Consider the following 14,263-nt stretch of genomic DNA (forward strand, 5'->3'; position numbering starts at 1 on the left):
CCGTGGCTGCTCGCGGGTCGAGATTGATCAGCGCATAGCTGATATTACGAGGGCCCAGGTGGGCGTCAAAACAACGGATGGCCGCAGGCCTCACCGCCGCGCCAAAGAATCAACTGCTTTACGCTGCGGGCGCCGCAACCGGTTGTATGAAAGCGGCCAAAGAAGCGCGAATGCAAAACAGAAAAGGCTGGCCGTAACGGGCCAAGACGCGACGTGCATTGCGGCCGATCCGTTGTGCGCCAAATAAAGAACCACAAGCGCGATCAGGCACCCTCCCAGAAGCAGTGGATAACGCTGTCGTACAAACTTGGCATCGAGGCGTGCACCCAAGGAAGTCGTCACCAGCAGAACAAGCCAGAACACCCAGCCGGCGCTACCGGCGCCGCCCATCAGTGTGGCGATGGCAGACGTGGCGAGGGCTATCGGCGTACCCCAGACAAATGCAGGCCAGAGATCATCCATCATGGTGCGACGCTTACGCTTGCCCAGCCAGATTGAAACTCCGCTGGCACTGACGACGGCAAGCATCATCCCCAGGATAAAATAGAGAACCTTCGTACCCACACCCGCAAAGTCACCGAAATGAATTCGGTAAAGAGAGTAAACAAACTGCTTCCCGCCGGCGCCGTCACGATAGCCCCCGCGTCCGATCCGTTCACCGTCGGGTGAAAAACGGTAGTTTTCGGAATAAATCAGACGCCCGGGCTGCTGCACGTAGAGCTCTACAAACTCATCCACCGTACCCGGGTCGTGAATGGTGAGAAAAATGGGCCTGCCTTCCGGGTCCACACGGAGCACATGATCGACAGCACGGGCAATATCGGGAAGCGCAGCACCCTCGACGCCGTAACCGGACGGCTCGGGCGCAAATACGGGCGCGGAGACCGCCTCGGTATCGCCATCAAAAAAAGCGTGAGCTGCAAGTGACACAAGCAAGCCTATCAGGCCGTAGTAGGCGCCGGTGATGGCAATCGTCAGGTGAAACGGCAGACCCCACACACTCAGGCGATTATGCAGATCGATGCTGGCCTGAGTGCCGTTCCCGCCTCTGCGAAAGCGGAAGGCATCCCGCACGATGCGAGGATGAGCAAGAATCCCTGACACAATCAGAGCCACCAGTAATGCGCCGCAAACACTGACCAGGATCATGCCGAAGTTCTTCGGCAGGTGCAGGTAGTAATGCAGGTCGATCAGCATTCGTGTCCATGGAGCTGACTCAATCGCACCCAGGGTCCCGTCGTCGCGAACGAAGTGCGCGATGTCGTCGTTCTCGACCACCAGTCGCGGAATACCGGAAGTAGGAAACACAACGTGAAAGTGGCTCGTATCGCGACCATAGCGCTCCACGAAATGCTCGAGCCCCTGTGCCGCGAGCTTCGGCCTGACCCGTGTGTCCTCTTCAACCGCTGGCTGCTCCCAGCGCTCGAATTCCTGATTGAAAACAGCGAGCGCGCCCGACAGGCAAATCAGGTACATGGCGGCGCTGATCATGAGGCCCAACCAGGCATGGGCATCCAGCGCCGCGGCATCCAGGGCTCTCCCTCGATTTGGGCCCGCCACCATGCGCTTCATAAGTACATCACCGCAGCCAGGAGCGAGGTCCCAGTCGACCCGGCGAGTAACCATTGCATGCGGCGTCGGCTCGCCAGATACAGAAAAACATACAGCGCCGTGAGCAGGGGCAGCAGCAGGATCCCGATCGCCGCCTGGCTGGCTCCAGTTACGGGAAGCTGAAAGCTGATAAATACTGTAAGGATTCCGGCCATGAGGGGGAGCACAAGGGCGACGACGATTGCCGTCCCGACATTCACAACCATCTGCGCTACCGACCATTGCGGCGCCTCACGGGGGCGTTGCTGGCCGTCACGGGAGGGAATCCGGGACGCCTCTCTGCTGACGTAGGGCCACACCAGCAGAGCGGGCGCAAACAGCATGTACACCAGTCCGTACTGCAGACCTGCAGCCGGAATCCACGCCAGCACAGAAGACGCTGTCAGGGCCCAGCCGAGCGCACTGCTAAACCGGTTTGCCTTTTTCCAGCCCCAATAAACCCATCCCAGTCCGAAAAAACACAGAAAAACGGCAAACAGTGCTAGTACAGACGCATTAAACATCAGCCTCGCTCGACTCAGAAGGCGTAGGTGAGGCTCGCGCTGAGCTGCCGACGCATACCCGGAAAGCAGTCGCCGCGCGTCAGGCAGGAGGTCAGGTACTGTTCGTCGGTCACGTTTCTCACGTTCAATGCCAAGTCGAGGCCATTACCCATGGCATAGCCAAGCATGAGATCGCCAAGCAAATAGTCCTGTGTTACGTAGCGCAGGTTACTGTTCTCCGAGACGCTCTCACCCACCCAGCGTACGCCGCCCCCGGCGTGAAACCCCTGCAGCGCCGCAGGCTCCCAGGTTACCCACAGGGATGCCTGACCGTCCGGTGACGCCGAGAGCTCAAAACCATTGGGGTCTTCCGCATCCAGTGTCGCGTACGCGACCTGCACCGCAAAATCACCGAGGCGGAACTTGCCCTCCAGCTCAACCCCTCTGAGCGTGGATTCACCCTGCTGCTGCGCCGCATCGCCGGGCAAGTTGTTCGGATTCGGTAGATTCGTGATATCAATATCAAAGTACGCTAGCGTGAAATAGCCGGGGAACGCGGGCGGCTCATACTTGATGCCCGCCTCGACCTGGGACGCACGCTCCGGCTCCAAGGGATCGCCAGACAGCGTCTGGCCCACCACGGTTTCGAAAGACTCTGCATAGTTAAGGTAAGGCGACAGCCCGTTGCCGAAACTGTACATCACTGCGGCGCTGATCGACATTTCACTGTCGGTCTGGTCCAGCGCGCCGTTCGTGTTCTCGAGTTCGTCGTAACGAACACCGGCCGTGACGCGCCAGTTTTTCCAGCTGATCTGGTCAGAGATATAAAGACCCAGGTCATCGACCTGTTGAGATGGGTTGTCCCTGTAGATCGCGTCGAAGACCGACTGCTGGGGAGCGCCGGTGTATTCGGGATTAGCGAGATCAAGGGCAAAACGAAAATCACCCGACAACGCGCCACCGCCATACAAAAAGGATACGTTGTTGTCCGTCTCGACATCCTGATACTGAACTCCGACGAGCAGCTCGTGTTCCAGCGCTCCCGTGGTAAACGAACCACTGAGGCGGACATCGAGCGCCTTCTGCTCAGAGGTATTGTCCGCCTGGTAAAACGATCGCGCCACAGTCGTCGACGTCGCGACAGAATCGCCCACAATGTCATTGAGGTAGCGGCTGTTGCCCGCGCCGGTGAAGCTTGGCCACGCCTGGTGATAATCAGCCTCGCCGTCGCGCCACAGTGCCGTCGCATTGACATACCAATCCCCTGTCAGCCGATGTTCGGCGAGCAGCGTGACCTGCGTGGACTCGGTATCAAAGCGATTAAAGCCAGGCTCACCGGCGTAGACATCCTGGTCCAGGGCCACACCACCAGGCCCTGGCTGCAGCGTACCGGCCACCGGTACAAACTGAGAGCCCGTATCGCTCTCCGTTTCCTGGCGCAAGAGTATGCCAGTAATGGCGGTATCGGGTGTCGGTGCGAAGGTCAGGGACGGCATCAGCACGAGTGTATCGTCGAACACGTTATCTACCTGTGTGTCGCTGTCGCGGTAAAATGCGACAAACCGGCCGCGCAGCGCCGAATCCGCACCGGCGGTGCCGTTGAGGTCGACGCCCAACTGCTGTCGGCTGAAGTTCCCAACCTGCGCGGTGACCTCTCCGCCTGTTTCCATCTTCGGCGTTTTCGAAACAACGTTGACAATACCTCCGGGAGAACCCTGACCGTAAAGGACTGAGGCCGGGCCGCGCAGGACCTCAACCTGTTCAATGGTATATATCTCGGTGCGCGTGGTGTTATAGCTGCCGAACAATTCCTGAATCGAATCACGGTACCTCGGGATGTCGAGTCCGCGGGATCGTATCCAGTCGCCTCGCGTGGCAAAGCCGTAGGTTTCGGCGGTCACGCCCGGCATGTAGGCTGTCGTCTGCGACAGGTTCAAGGCGCCCTTTTCCGTAAAGGCATCCGCCGTTTCGATGGATAGTGATCGCGCCGTATCGACGATTGGCGTGTTGGACTTGGTAGCGCCAAAGCGGTTCATGTTGCCATAGACAAATACCTCCTCAATCCGGTCGTCGGGATCCGCCGATTTGCCTGAGGCATTGTCCTGCGCATACACCGATGAAGTGACTGCGATGGCGACTCCGACCACCAGAAGCCTGGGCTGTGATCTAACCTTCATGCTCTCTCCCCTGGGTTCTCGGCCGCCTAGGCAGCCCGACGAAAGAGCATGTTAATCGTAATCGTTATCGTTAGCAACTGAGTTAGCGTTTAGGCTATGCGGGTGGGGCCGATAGCGCGGGGTCCACGTCGGCCACGCGCCCGACCTCGAGGCCAGGCCAGCGAAGTCGGTCTTTGTTGCGAGGAGGATCAGGCATCCCGGCCGGCGCGCGTGCCGGCTCGACCACCGCTCATGCAGGCTGGCGGCGAGAGCCGGACTCGATGGTCCGGCATCCCGGCCGGCACGCGTGCCGGTTCGACCGCCGCGTGTTCAGGCTGGTGCCCGGAGCCGGACTCGAACCGGCACGCTCGCAATGAGCTGGAGATTTTAAGTCTCCTGTGTCTACCAATTTCACCATCCGGGCGCCCGGCGGAGGATAGCATAGGGAGCCTTGCCGGCGCCCGCCGCTGAGGCCGCGGCGTGCTAGACTCGCCCGGTGATCGGCACACGCGGACCCCGGGCGACCATGCGCAAACTCCTTGTCGCATTCCTCCTCCTGGCCGGCATACCCCTCGCTGGCCTTGTCATCACCTTCTCTTCAGACCGGGCCACCTTTGCCGTGACCGGCTATCTGGTGCAAACCTTCACGCCCTACCGGCTCGTGCTGGAGGCGCCGGTCTGGGACCGCGGAGCCGGGCGCCTGAGCGCTGCCGGCGTCCGTCTCTACCAGCAGGGCCTGGATGGACCGCCGCTGCTGGCGGTGCAGAAGCTTGAGGTGCAGCGCCTTGGTGCCCTGCTGCGTCGGGGCGATCTCCGGGAAACAGCACTGGCCGCAGCCAGCGTGCAAACCTACGTCGACGCCACGGACAACACGGAAGACCCGGAGCCTGCGGACTGGCTACGCCAGACCCGCTGGCTACCCGGGACGCTCGACGTCGGCGTTGTGCATGCCATCAAACGCGGCACAGATGTGCGCATCGTGCCGCTACGCAACAGCCGGGGCCGCTGGACACGTACCGGGCAGTTCACCCTCGACAGTACTGCACAGCTGCCAGAAAAGCTCCTGGAGCTGGCGTTGACCCTCGAGGCGCCGGCCCGGGAGTCGATTGCCCTCCAGGCGACAATCACCACGCCCGCGGACGAGAGCGTAGTGTCCCTCGATGGCTCGCTGACCGCCAGCGCCGGGGAACTCACCTATCAGTTGGCCCTTGAGGGCGACTACCGACGCGTCGAGACCCTGCTCGCCAGCCTCGATAATGACGCCTACGGCTTCGCAGGCCGCCTCCGGCTTCGGGGCGAGCTGAGCGGCAACCTCGACGCCGCAAAGCTGGCGGTGCAGCAGTTGACCCTGAACAACAGCCCCGCCTATGACTTCAGCGCGAGCGGCAGCCTGCGTTGGCACCGGGAAGAGCCCGTCACCGTAGACCTGAGCGCGCGGGGAACCATGGCCAGCCTTGGTCCCTTTGCGGCACTCCTGGGGACGGACCTCTCGGCCCTCGGTGAGGTCGACGCGACCCTTGCTCTCGACGGCAGCCTGCGCCGACCGCGGGTCCGCCGGTTCGCCTTTACCAGCCAGAGTGACAGCGGGCTGACGCTCACAATCGAACCCGGTGAAGCCGAGCTCTACCTGGACGAACGGCTGCCCACGGACCTTGCGCTCAGGCTCCGTGCCAGCGGACCTGCTGCAGGGGCGCTGGCCCCCTGGCTCACCCTCCCCCCGCTGGAAACCGGTCCCTGGGTGCTGACCGGTACAGTGCAACGCAGCGAGAACGCCATCACCGCCAGTGACCTGGACCTCACGGTGCAGGCACTTGCCGGCGGCACGGCCCATGCCCGGGGGTCCGTCGACTACATCGCCATGGGCGAGGACGGGCCACGCTTCCGGGGGCTCGCGTTGCGGGTGAACGCCAGGGGCCTGGCCATAGAATCCTTGCTGGCCGCCAAGGGCGTCGCCCTGCCCTTTCCCGCCGAGGGCATCCTGTCTCTGACCGGCACCCTGCGCGGGGACGAGGGCGCCCTTGCACTGGGAGACCTTGATGCCAACCTTCAGGCTTTCGGCGGCACAACCAGGGCTAGCGGCAGGGTCGAGAGTCTCGGCGCCCTCGAGGGAGTGGATCTGCGGCTCGTGCCTGTGAACCTCGATCCGGCAAGCCTTGGCGATGCACTGGCTCCGGCTCTTCAGCAAATCGTCGCCGGGGGCCGCGCCGCGGGCAGCCTGCATCTGCGCCGCGGGACCGGCGACTGGGGCCTCGACAACATTAACCTCACCCTGGAAGGTGCGGAGCGCATCGATCTGGCGATCACTGGTTCGATCCAGCACCTTACGGGCGTTCCGCGGGCGCAGCTGGAGGCCAGCTACCGGGTCCGGCGACCCGCGGACGACACCGGCATCGGGCTGCCACCCGGCGAGGGAACCGCCGTGCTTGATCTACAGTCCACGCGCCAGCTGATCGGCCTGCACGCTTTCCTGGGGGAAACGGACCTCACCAGTGTCATCACGGTGGAGCGGGATCACACGGGCATTACCGGCCTCCGGGCGGAGCTCAACGCCCCACGCCTGCACTTGCCGGACCTTGCCCGGTTGCAGCGCCAGCAGCAACTCGTCGCTGACGAGCCAGGAGAGAGCGGCTCCCGGGAGACAGGCGGGTCCCCTTTCACTCGCCTCCCCGCCTATCCGCTCGAACTCCGCCTCGACATCGGCGAGGTCAGCGGCAGGAATACCAGCCTGAGCGATTTCTCGATCATCGTCCGCGGTGCTGATCGCCGCTTCACCCTCGGCAACTTCGACGTGGAATACGCCGGCGGCGCCATCCACCTGCGGGGCGTTGCCGATTTCAGTGGCGCCGAGGCGGCGATCAGCCTCGCCGGCGACGCCCTCGGTGTTCCGGTGACGGCTCTCGCCGCGGACCTCGGCTACGCCGGCGAGATCGAAGGCACCTTAAGCCTTCGCGGTGGGCTTACCACCCGGACGGCCAGCCTCGAAAATCTGGTGGCAAACCTTGACGGCACCGTCGCCGGCGCCGTCGCCGACGGCTACGTCGAGGGAGCCGCCTTCGATCTGCTGATGACCGATCTTGTTTCCTGGCTGCTCCTCGGGGGGGTGCTGCAAAGCAATACCAACTTCGAATGCGGCATGGCGCAGTTTCTGTTCCGGGACGGCGTTGCACGCAGTGAGGACATCTACCTGGCCACCCGGCACATGATCGCCCAGGGCAAGGCGACCCTCGACTTTACGCAGAAGGAGCTCGATGTGCGCATCGATCCCCGGGCCCGCTCCAGGACCGTGCAGATTCCATCGTCCGTCCGCATCCGCGGCGCCATGAATGACCCTTCGATCATCCCCTCACCGATCTCCGCCACCTTCGATGCCTCGGCCAGGCTCCTGTTCATGACCCCCGAGCTCGGCATGAGACTCTTCGGCATCAAACCGGAGAAAACTGATGCAGCCGCGCCCTGCGCAGGGCTGCTGCTGCAGCCGGACGAACGACCACAGTAGCGTGCTACACTCGCGCCGGTTTCGATAAGTACAGGAACAACCATGGCCTCCGCGCGCGGCGAATTCAGTTCACGCTTCGGGTTCATCATGGCCGCAGCGGGAAGTGCCGTCGGCCTGGGCAACATCTGGGGGTTCCCGACCCAGGCAGCGAGCAATGGCGGTGCGGCCTTTCTGCTTGTTTACCTGCTCCTGGCTTTTATCCTTGCCTATCCAGTACTCATGGCGGAGATCATCATCGGCCGCCACGCCCATGCCAATGCGGTAGGTGCACTCCAGCAAATTGCCCGCGGGCCCTTTACCCGACGGGCGGGAGCACTCACGGGGCGTGTCGGGCTGGTGGTAGCGAGCTTCATTCTCAGCTTCTACGCCATCGTGGCCGGCTGGATGATCGCCCACTGCCTCAGCTCCCTGGCATCACTGGCCGGTGCCGCGGAGGTGGCCGAGTGGCTGACTTCCTTCTCTTTCGGCCGCAACGCAAGCTTCGTGGTGGTGTTCATGCTGTTGACCATCGGCATCATTGCCGAGGGCGTGCACGACGGCATCGAACGCTGGTCCAGCCGGCTCATGCCGATGCTGTTGGTGACCCTGGGCAGCCTTGTGCTCTACGTGCTGACCCTCGACGGCGCCATGGAGGGCCTGGCGGTCTACCTGCTCCCGGACTTCTCCGCCGCCCTGTCCCCGCAGCTGATCATCAACGCCCTGGGCTCGGCGTTTTTTTCCCTGTCCCTCGGCGTTGGCACCATGCTCATCTACGGTTCCTATCTTAACGACCAGGAGAACCTGCCGCTGCTCGGCGGTCTGGTGACCGGCCTGGATATCAGTATCGCCGTGCTGGCCGGTTTCCTCGTGCTGCCAGCGATGTACGTGGCCCTGCACAACGGGGTAGAAATTTTCAACAGCGCCGGCGAGCTCATCTCCGAGGATACGCTTATCTTCCTGGTGCTGCCGGAACTGTTCACCAGCATGGGGCTGGCCGGGGCCTTCTTGTCAGCGCTGTTTTTTTTCCTCATGAGTATCGCCGCCCTGACTTCCTCTATCTCAATGCTGGAGGTCCCGGTGGCCTACGCAATCGAGGAGCACGGCAGCAGTCGACGCAGCGCAGTAGTGCTGATCGGCGGCGTGATTACCGGCCTCAGTCTGTTGATCCTGCTGAATTTCGAGGCGCTCTTCGGGCTGGTGATCACCGCCACGACGCGCTATGGCCAGCCGCTGCTGGGTTTTGTATTCTGTATCTATGCTGGCTGGATCTGGCGGCGCGACGCACTGCTGGCGGAGCTGCGCAAGGGGTCTCCGGAAATTGCCGGCACGCTCTTCTGGCGAATCTGGCCCTGGCACGTGCGCCTCGTCTGTCCTTTGCTTATCCTTGGGATCTTTGCTCAGAACCTCCTAGGCTGACTACTCATGGCACGCTTTCTGACAATCTTTCTCCTCCTGCTGACGGCGCTGTTCACCCTCGAAATGCTCGAGCCGGTGCAGCGCCACCTGGTGCAGCCGTTCACGGCCTCGCTTGCCGACATCAGCGCGGCGCTGATCATGCCCTTCGATGACCAGGTCACCACCAGCGGTCGGGTAATCCGCCATACGGAGACCTACTTCGCGGTCTCCATCGAGGCCGGCTGCAACGGCGTAGAAGCCGCCATCGTGCTCATTGCTGCCGTTATCGCCTTTCCGGCACGCTGGCAGCACAAGCTCGCCGCGATCGGCATCGGCTTCCTCGCCATCCAGGCCATGAATATCCTCCGCATCATCAGCCTGTTTTACCTGGGCATGTGGAACATGGACGTGTTCAGTTTTACGCACCTGTACCTGTGGCCGGTACTGATCATGCTCGACGTACTGGTCGTGTTCCTGCTGTACCTCCGCGTAGTGAATCGACAACCGGTGCACGCATGACGCCGCTAGCTTTCTTTGGCCGCGTACTCCTGCTCATGGTGCCGGCTTTTATCGTCTGGTACCTGCTGGGCTCAGTGCTGGCGGCGCCAGCTGTCTGGGTGGTCTCCGAGCTGCTTCCGGCGTGGCTGCCGGAGCTGGTTGACACGGTCTACCTGGAGGGCACCACCATGACCGTGGTATCCAGCCTCGGGGAGGTCGGCGGCGCCTTCCTGCCCGCGGAGCAGGCCGGCGGTGCACTGGGCTTCCGCATCGATTCCAAGGTACTCAGCTACTCTGTGCCATTCTTCGCCGCGCTGCATTTCGCAACGCCGCTGCCGGGACGCTGGGAGCGCTTTGCCCGGGGGCTTTTCCTACTCTGGCTGCTTCTCATCCCCGGACTTATCAGTACGGCCCTGAAGGACCTCATGCTGACGCTGGGGCAAAGCTACCTGGCCGCGCCCGGAGTGCCCCCTTCCAACGTGGTGGCACTGGCCTATCAGTTCAATACCCTGATCGTACCTCCCCTTGCGCCCATTCTCCTCTGGGGCTGGGAAGCGAGGCGCTCCCCGGCCATTCAGGCGCTCTTTCCCGCGCTCTTCCCGGTCATGGCGGAGGGGGACGACGAGGACGACGGCACCGCGCCTCCAGCAGGTCGCTCACCGCTCGAGCGATAGCGCCAGGGACGTCCGTCGCAGGTCGCATAATTGACGCAAGCCGCGGTACAGCCGCGGCACGGCAGGCGCCGGGGTTGCTCAGGCTGCATCGTCGACCCCCCCCGCCCGCGTTCGCTCTTCGTGCAGCAGGGCCTGAAAGTCATCCCCCCGCTCTTCGAGCACCGCATGGAGAGCTTTTTCCATCAGGTGCCGCGCCTGCCCCGTGTAGGCGTAAATGCAGGCGTGGACCGCCGCCTCGTGCCAGTTGTCGACAGAACAGGAAGCCGAATAGTCCTCGAAGTTCACCAGGGCGCGGATGAGATCCGTGATATGGCGGGGGCATTCGCAGTCAAGGCGGCTGCGCAGACGGCGGGCGGCCGACAGTTCGAGCTCGCTGAACTCCCGGGGACGCGCCGCCACCAGCTCGCCCATATCTGCTTCGCCGAGGCGCACGGCCTTCTCTGCGCTGCTCCGGGTTATTTCGAAGGCCAGATAGGCGGGGTCCGGCGGCAGGGAGGTGACGACGAGGCCCCGGCTTCGCAGCTCCTCCAGCCAGCGCTCGTTGCCAAACTGGTAGCAGACGATGGTACGACCCGGCTGCAGCTGGTCCAGCACGGTCTGGAGTCGCGCGACGCTTGCACTGGCCAGGTTGGGACACTCGACCACCAGCGTGTCGAGGCTGCCGAGCCCTGCGAGCAGGTCTTCGCTGAGTTCGGCAAGACCGAGGCGCGCCAGCCGGGCATCGACGCCGGCGATGCAGCCCTGGTGCCCATCGAGCCACTCACACAGCTGCTTGCCGACAAAGGCGACTCGCGGCTTGCGCTCGGCGAGAAGTTCGCGGCTGTTGCGGCCGCGCTGGCGCAGGAGCATCTCCAACGTCTTGCGCTCCGAGGCCGCGATTTCTCCGATCCGGGCCCCATCGCGAACCAGCGCAGCTACCAGCTGCAGGTGGTCGAGGTCTGCCTGCGTGTACTGGCGCCGACCGGTGGGCGACTTGTGGCTCGCGCCAAGGCCATAGCGGCGCTCCCAAACACGAAGTGTGTCCGGTTTTAATCCTGTTAGCCGCGCAACCGTACCAATACCATAGAGCGGTCGCGTTTCGAGATGGACTCTAGCGCCGGTGGTCGTGGAGCCTCCGGCGTCTGCCGCCTGCGTCGCGCTGTCTGTCGCTTGATCCATGATCAGGGCCTCGCTGGGTGATTTCACGACAGGTTACGCGACAAAACCTGGTCCAGATCTACTATTTTGGGGCCTCGTCTTGGTTTTGTCGCGCTTTTACCCGGACAAACCGGCGAAATTCTTGTCCAAAAAGCTACTTTTGAGCGTATTCCTGAACAAGACGAGCCAGATAAGAGGTATCCCGTGGATTCAGTCTTGGCAAACACCGAAGAGAAAGACCTCGAGCGACTCTTTGCCGAGGCCCGGCGCTACCCGCTGCTGACGGCGGAGCAGGAGCGAGAGGTGGACACGCGTAAGTGGGCGGCAGTACACGGGCTCCAGGCCCTGTTTGCCCGCGACGCCGCCGCCCGTCATTATCTGCGCGAGTGGTCCGGCAACTGCGAATTGGCCCCGCTGGACATCGCCGCCTTCGACAATCGCGAACACCATTTTATCCTCCGCCGGGAGCTGGCCGACTACCTCCCGGGCGGCAAGGCCCAGGAGTTGATGCAGGCGCTGGCTGCTGGCCTGCGCAAGGGACGCTCCCAGCGTCACCTGGCCCGGCTCATCGATGATCTGCGGCTGCCCGCCAGTCTCACCGTAGGCCTCGCCGGCGTGATGCTGCGCCTCGACGGCCAGAAGGTACCCTGCAGTGTGGCTAATGCACTCCAGGACTGGCAGCGAGGCTGGCAGCGTATCAGCCAGCGCGCCCGGCCTGCACTGGATGAGACGGCGCGCATGACCCTCGAGGCACTTCTTGACGAGTACACCGATGCCCGTGACACGCTGACCATGCACAACCTACGTCTTGTCTACTCCATCGCCGGTCGGCATCGGGGGAAGGGCGTCAACTTCCTCGACCTCATCCAGGAAGGCACCCTGGGCCTGATCCGCGCCGCGGAGAAGTTCGAGTACGACAAGGGCTTCCGCTTCAGCACCTATTGCTTCAACTGGATCACCCAGTCGGTGCGACGCTTTGTCGGCGACACCGGCGGCCTGGTGCGTTACCCCACCCACGTGCAGGAGCAGGTCGGCAAGCTCTACCGGATCAAGCTCAACCTGGTCAATCGGACCGGCAATGAACCCGGGGACGAGGAGCTGGCGGCGGCAGCCGGTTTCACAGTAGAGAAAACACGGCAGCTCCTGCAGCTGCGCAACCTGGGCGTCTCCCTGGACACGCCGCAATACGAGGACGATGACACAACGCTTCTGGACACGCTCTCCGGCGGGCCCTTCCAGCACACGGAAGCCCGGGCCGAGACCGAGTCCCTGCACGAGCGACTGCTCTCGGAGATCACCAGCCTGGAGCCTGCGGAGCGGCAGGTAGTGATCGCCCGCTGGGGCCTCCACGAAGGGCCTCCGCTGTCGCGGGCGGAGATTGCCGACAAGATGGCCGTGTCCCGGGAATGGGTACGGCAGCTGGAGCGCTCGGCCCTGAACAAGCTCAGCCGCAGCGAGAACGTGCGCAGTGCCTATGAGGACTACGGCGCGGTCAGTTCCTAGAACTGGCGCCCGGGCGCTTGCTCCCGGGTCCTGCCGAGAAGCTGGCCTAAGGCACTGTCGATCTCGGGGTAATGAAAGGTGAAGCCAGCGTCCCCCAGGCGCTTCGGCAGAACCTTCTGTCCTGCGAGTAACAGCTCGTCGGCCACTTCGCCGAGCAGAACGCGCATCACGACGCCAGGAACGGGCATGCCGGGGAGCGTTGTCAGCTTGCGACGGATCGCTGCGCAGAGCTCCCGGTGCGTCACCGGTGTCGGGGCGGTGACATTGATGGGCCCGGAGATATCCTCCCGCTCCAGCAGGAAGGCAAAGGCAGCAACGACATCGCCACGGTGAACCCAGCTCAAGTATTGATGGCCGCTACCGACCCAATTGGCGATACCCAGGCGAAAAGGCCTGGACAGCTCGACAAAAGCACCGCCTTCCCGGTCGAAGACAACACCCAGGCGAGCCAGACAAACGCGTACGCCGGCCTCCCCGGCCTTCAGCGCTTCAGCCTCCCAGTCGCGGCAAAGTGCCGCGGAGAACCCCTCGCCAGGGCCGCTGTCCTCGTCAAGGGGTTCGCTCCCCCGGTCACCGTAGTAGCCGATCGCGGAGGCACTCACAAGCACCGAAGGCGGCTGCGCCAGGCGGCGGCACAGAGCAACCACGGCAGCGGTCGTCTCCAGCCGGCTGCTCACCATCTCCTGCTTATAGGCATCGGTCCAGCGCTTGCCATTAAGCGAAGCCCCTGCAAGATTGATAATGCCGTCAATGGCGGTGTCGTCGGCGATTTCATCAAGACTTTGCACATAACGTACCCCCGCACCAGCGGCGTGCTTGCCCCGCGACACGATGGTGACCGCATGGCCGTCCTCGCACAGCCGGGGCACCAGGGCTGAACCGATAAATCCTGTCCCGCCAGTCACTAGCACATGCATCGTTGAGCGCTCCTGTTGCTTGCTGGGTCCGCCGGCGGCTGGCGCGCCGGTTGGCGCCTGCAGCGAGAGCAAAACCTGGACAGGGGGCGCCGAGCCCCCCGACACACCGTATAGTAACCGGATGAGCACTTCTCTACAGTCAGACCTTGAGCAACTGCTGGAATTCCAGGCCCGAGCCCCGCGGCTGCTGGTGCTGACCGGTGCAGGTATCAGCGCAGACTCGGGCATTCCGACCTACCGGGACGCCGACGGCACGTGGCTGCGGGTTGCACCAATCACCCATCAGGAGTTCCTCCGCGACCCGGCGCGGCGGCGGCGCTACTGGGGCCGCTCGACCGTGGGCTGGCCCGGCGTGCGCGATGCGCGCCCGAACGACGCCCACCGCGCCCTCGCCCGCCTGGAGCGTGCCGGCGCG

11 protein-coding genes and 1 tRNA gene are annotated in these 14,263 nt (G+C 63.5%); 6 read left to right on the plus strand and 6 right to left on the minus strand.

The genetic code is table 11. The annotated features are described in order from the left end of the window. Nucleotides 1-90: 90 nt before the first annotated feature. From HRUBRA_RS01130 to HRUBRA_RS01145, 4 genes are all read right to left on the minus strand, one after another. Nucleotides 91-1,572 (minus strand): PepSY-associated TM helix domain-containing protein, encoded by a 1,482-nt coding sequence (locus HRUBRA_RS01130; RefSeq protein WP_084592376.1) that lies wholly within the window; start codon nt 1,570-1,572, stop codon nt 91-93. Continuing rightward, nucleotides 1,569-2,114 carry a hypothetical protein gene (locus HRUBRA_RS15325; RefSeq protein ID WP_161787582.1) on the minus strand — a complete coding sequence of 182 codons (546 nt, stop codon included), beginning with the start codon at nt 2,112-2,114 and terminating at the stop codon, nt 1,569-1,571. Before HRUBRA_RS15325 ends, HRUBRA_RS01130 begins: the two co-directional genes overlap by 4 nt. A gap of 14 nt (nt 2,115-2,128) precedes the next feature. Next, the gene (locus HRUBRA_RS01140) at nt 2,129-4,270 is read right to left on the minus strand and encodes a TonB-dependent siderophore receptor (RefSeq protein WP_035513620.1); all 2,142 of its coding nucleotides are present in this window, start codon (nt 4,268-4,270) and stop codon (nt 2,129-2,131) included. A gap of 315 nt (nt 4,271-4,585) precedes the next feature. Further along, nucleotides 4,586-4,673 (minus strand) — tRNA-Leu (locus tag HRUBRA_RS01145). A 102-nt stretch (nt 4,674-4,775) separates the two neighbouring features. On the opposite strand from HRUBRA_RS01145, the gene HRUBRA_RS01150 reads away from it, so the two are divergent. Genes HRUBRA_RS01150 through HRUBRA_RS01165 form a run of 4 tightly spaced genes read left to right on the plus strand, consistent with a single transcriptional unit; the run spans nt 4,776 to nt 10,291 of the window. Further along, nucleotides 4,776-7,745 (plus strand): AsmA family protein, encoded by a 2,970-nt coding sequence (locus HRUBRA_RS01150; RefSeq protein WP_035513621.1) that lies wholly within the window; start codon nt 4,776-4,778, stop codon nt 7,743-7,745. A gap of 42 nt (nt 7,746-7,787) precedes the next feature. Continuing rightward, nucleotides 7,788-9,140 carry a sodium-dependent transporter gene (locus HRUBRA_RS01155; RefSeq protein ID WP_035513624.1) on the plus strand — a complete coding sequence of 451 codons (1,353 nt, stop codon included), beginning with the start codon at nt 7,788-7,790 and terminating at the stop codon, nt 9,138-9,140. A 6-nt stretch (nt 9,141-9,146) separates the two neighbouring features. Beyond that, nucleotides 9,147-9,638, plus strand: coding sequence for an exosortase H (xrtH, locus tag HRUBRA_RS01160; protein WP_035513627.1), 492 nt, complete (start codon nt 9,147-9,149; stop codon nt 9,636-9,638). Further along, complete coding sequence (locus HRUBRA_RS01165; RefSeq protein WP_201771495.1) at nt 9,635-10,291, plus strand: exosortase H-associated membrane protein; 657 nt, start codon at nt 9,635-9,637, stop codon at nt 10,289-10,291. The genes xrtH and HRUBRA_RS01165 overlap by 4 nt, the downstream gene beginning before the upstream one ends. A 78-nt stretch (nt 10,292-10,369) precedes the next feature. Here the strand turns inward: HRUBRA_RS01165 and HRUBRA_RS01170 are convergent, their stop codons facing one another. Next, nucleotides 10,370-11,449 carry a MerR family transcriptional regulator gene (locus tag HRUBRA_RS01170; protein WP_084592381.1) on the minus strand — a complete coding sequence of 360 codons (1,080 nt, stop codon included), beginning with the start codon at nt 11,447-11,449 and terminating at the stop codon, nt 10,370-10,372. A gap of 195 nt (nt 11,450-11,644) precedes the next feature. Here HRUBRA_RS01170 and HRUBRA_RS01175 point away from each other — a divergent pair, with 195 nt between their 5' ends. Continuing rightward, on the plus strand, nt 11,645-12,931 hold the full coding sequence (locus HRUBRA_RS01175) for a sigma-70 family RNA polymerase sigma factor (protein WP_236629742.1): 1,287 nt from the start codon (nt 11,645-11,647) through the stop codon (nt 12,929-12,931). Here HRUBRA_RS01175 and HRUBRA_RS01180 read toward each other — a convergent pair. After that, nucleotides 12,928-13,848, minus strand: a complete 921-nt coding sequence (locus HRUBRA_RS01180) for a TIGR01777 family oxidoreductase (RefSeq protein WP_035513631.1) — start codon at nt 13,846-13,848, stop codon at nt 12,928-12,930. The genes HRUBRA_RS01175 and HRUBRA_RS01180 overlap by 4 nt on opposite strands. Before the next feature lie 121 nt (nt 13,849-13,969). Between HRUBRA_RS01180 and HRUBRA_RS01185 the strand changes: the two genes are divergently transcribed. Further along, nucleotides 13,970-14,263 (plus strand): Sir2 family NAD-dependent protein deacetylase (locus HRUBRA_RS01185; RefSeq protein ID WP_322786712.1); only part of this gene is annotated, 294 nt, incomplete at its 3' end.

It is taken from the genome of Pseudohaliea rubra DSM 19751 (assembly GCF_000764025.1).
GTDB lineage: Bacteria > Pseudomonadota > Gammaproteobacteria > Pseudomonadales > Halieaceae > Pseudohaliea > Pseudohaliea rubra.

What these genes read in the sequence shown, in the direction of transcription:
- HRUBRA_RS15325 (WP_161787582.1), bottom strand. Translation starts at nt 2,114, where the DNA reads ATGTTTAATGCGTCTGTACTAGCACTGTTTGCCGTTTTTCTGTGTTTT.
- xrtH (WP_035513627.1), top strand. Translation starts at nt 9,147, where the DNA reads ATGGCACGCTTTCTGACAATCTTTCTCCTCCTGCTGACGGCGCTGTTC.
- HRUBRA_RS01155 (WP_035513624.1), top strand. Translation starts at nt 7,788, where the DNA reads ATGGCCTCCGCGCGCGGCGAATTCAGTTCACGCTTCGGGTTCATCATG.
- HRUBRA_RS01170 (WP_084592381.1), bottom strand. Translation starts at nt 11,449, where the DNA reads ATGGATCAAGCGACAGACAGCGCGACGCAGGCGGCAGACGCCGGAGGC.
- HRUBRA_RS01180 (WP_035513631.1), bottom strand. Translation starts at nt 13,848, where the DNA reads ATGCATGTGCTAGTGACTGGCGGGACAGGATTTATCGGTTCAGCCCTG.
- HRUBRA_RS01140 (WP_035513620.1), bottom strand. Translation starts at nt 4,270, where the DNA reads ATGAAGGTTAGATCACAGCCCAGGCTTCTGGTGGTCGGAGTCGCCATC.
- HRUBRA_RS01165 (WP_201771495.1), top strand. Translation starts at nt 9,635, where the DNA reads ATGACGCCGCTAGCTTTCTTTGGCCGCGTACTCCTGCTCATGGTGCCG.
- HRUBRA_RS01130 (WP_084592376.1), bottom strand. Translation starts at nt 1,572, where the DNA reads ATGAAGCGCATGGTGGCGGGCCCAAATCGAGGGAGAGCCCTGGATGCC.
- HRUBRA_RS01150 (WP_035513621.1), top strand. Translation starts at nt 4,776, where the DNA reads ATGCGCAAACTCCTTGTCGCATTCCTCCTCCTGGCCGGCATACCCCTC.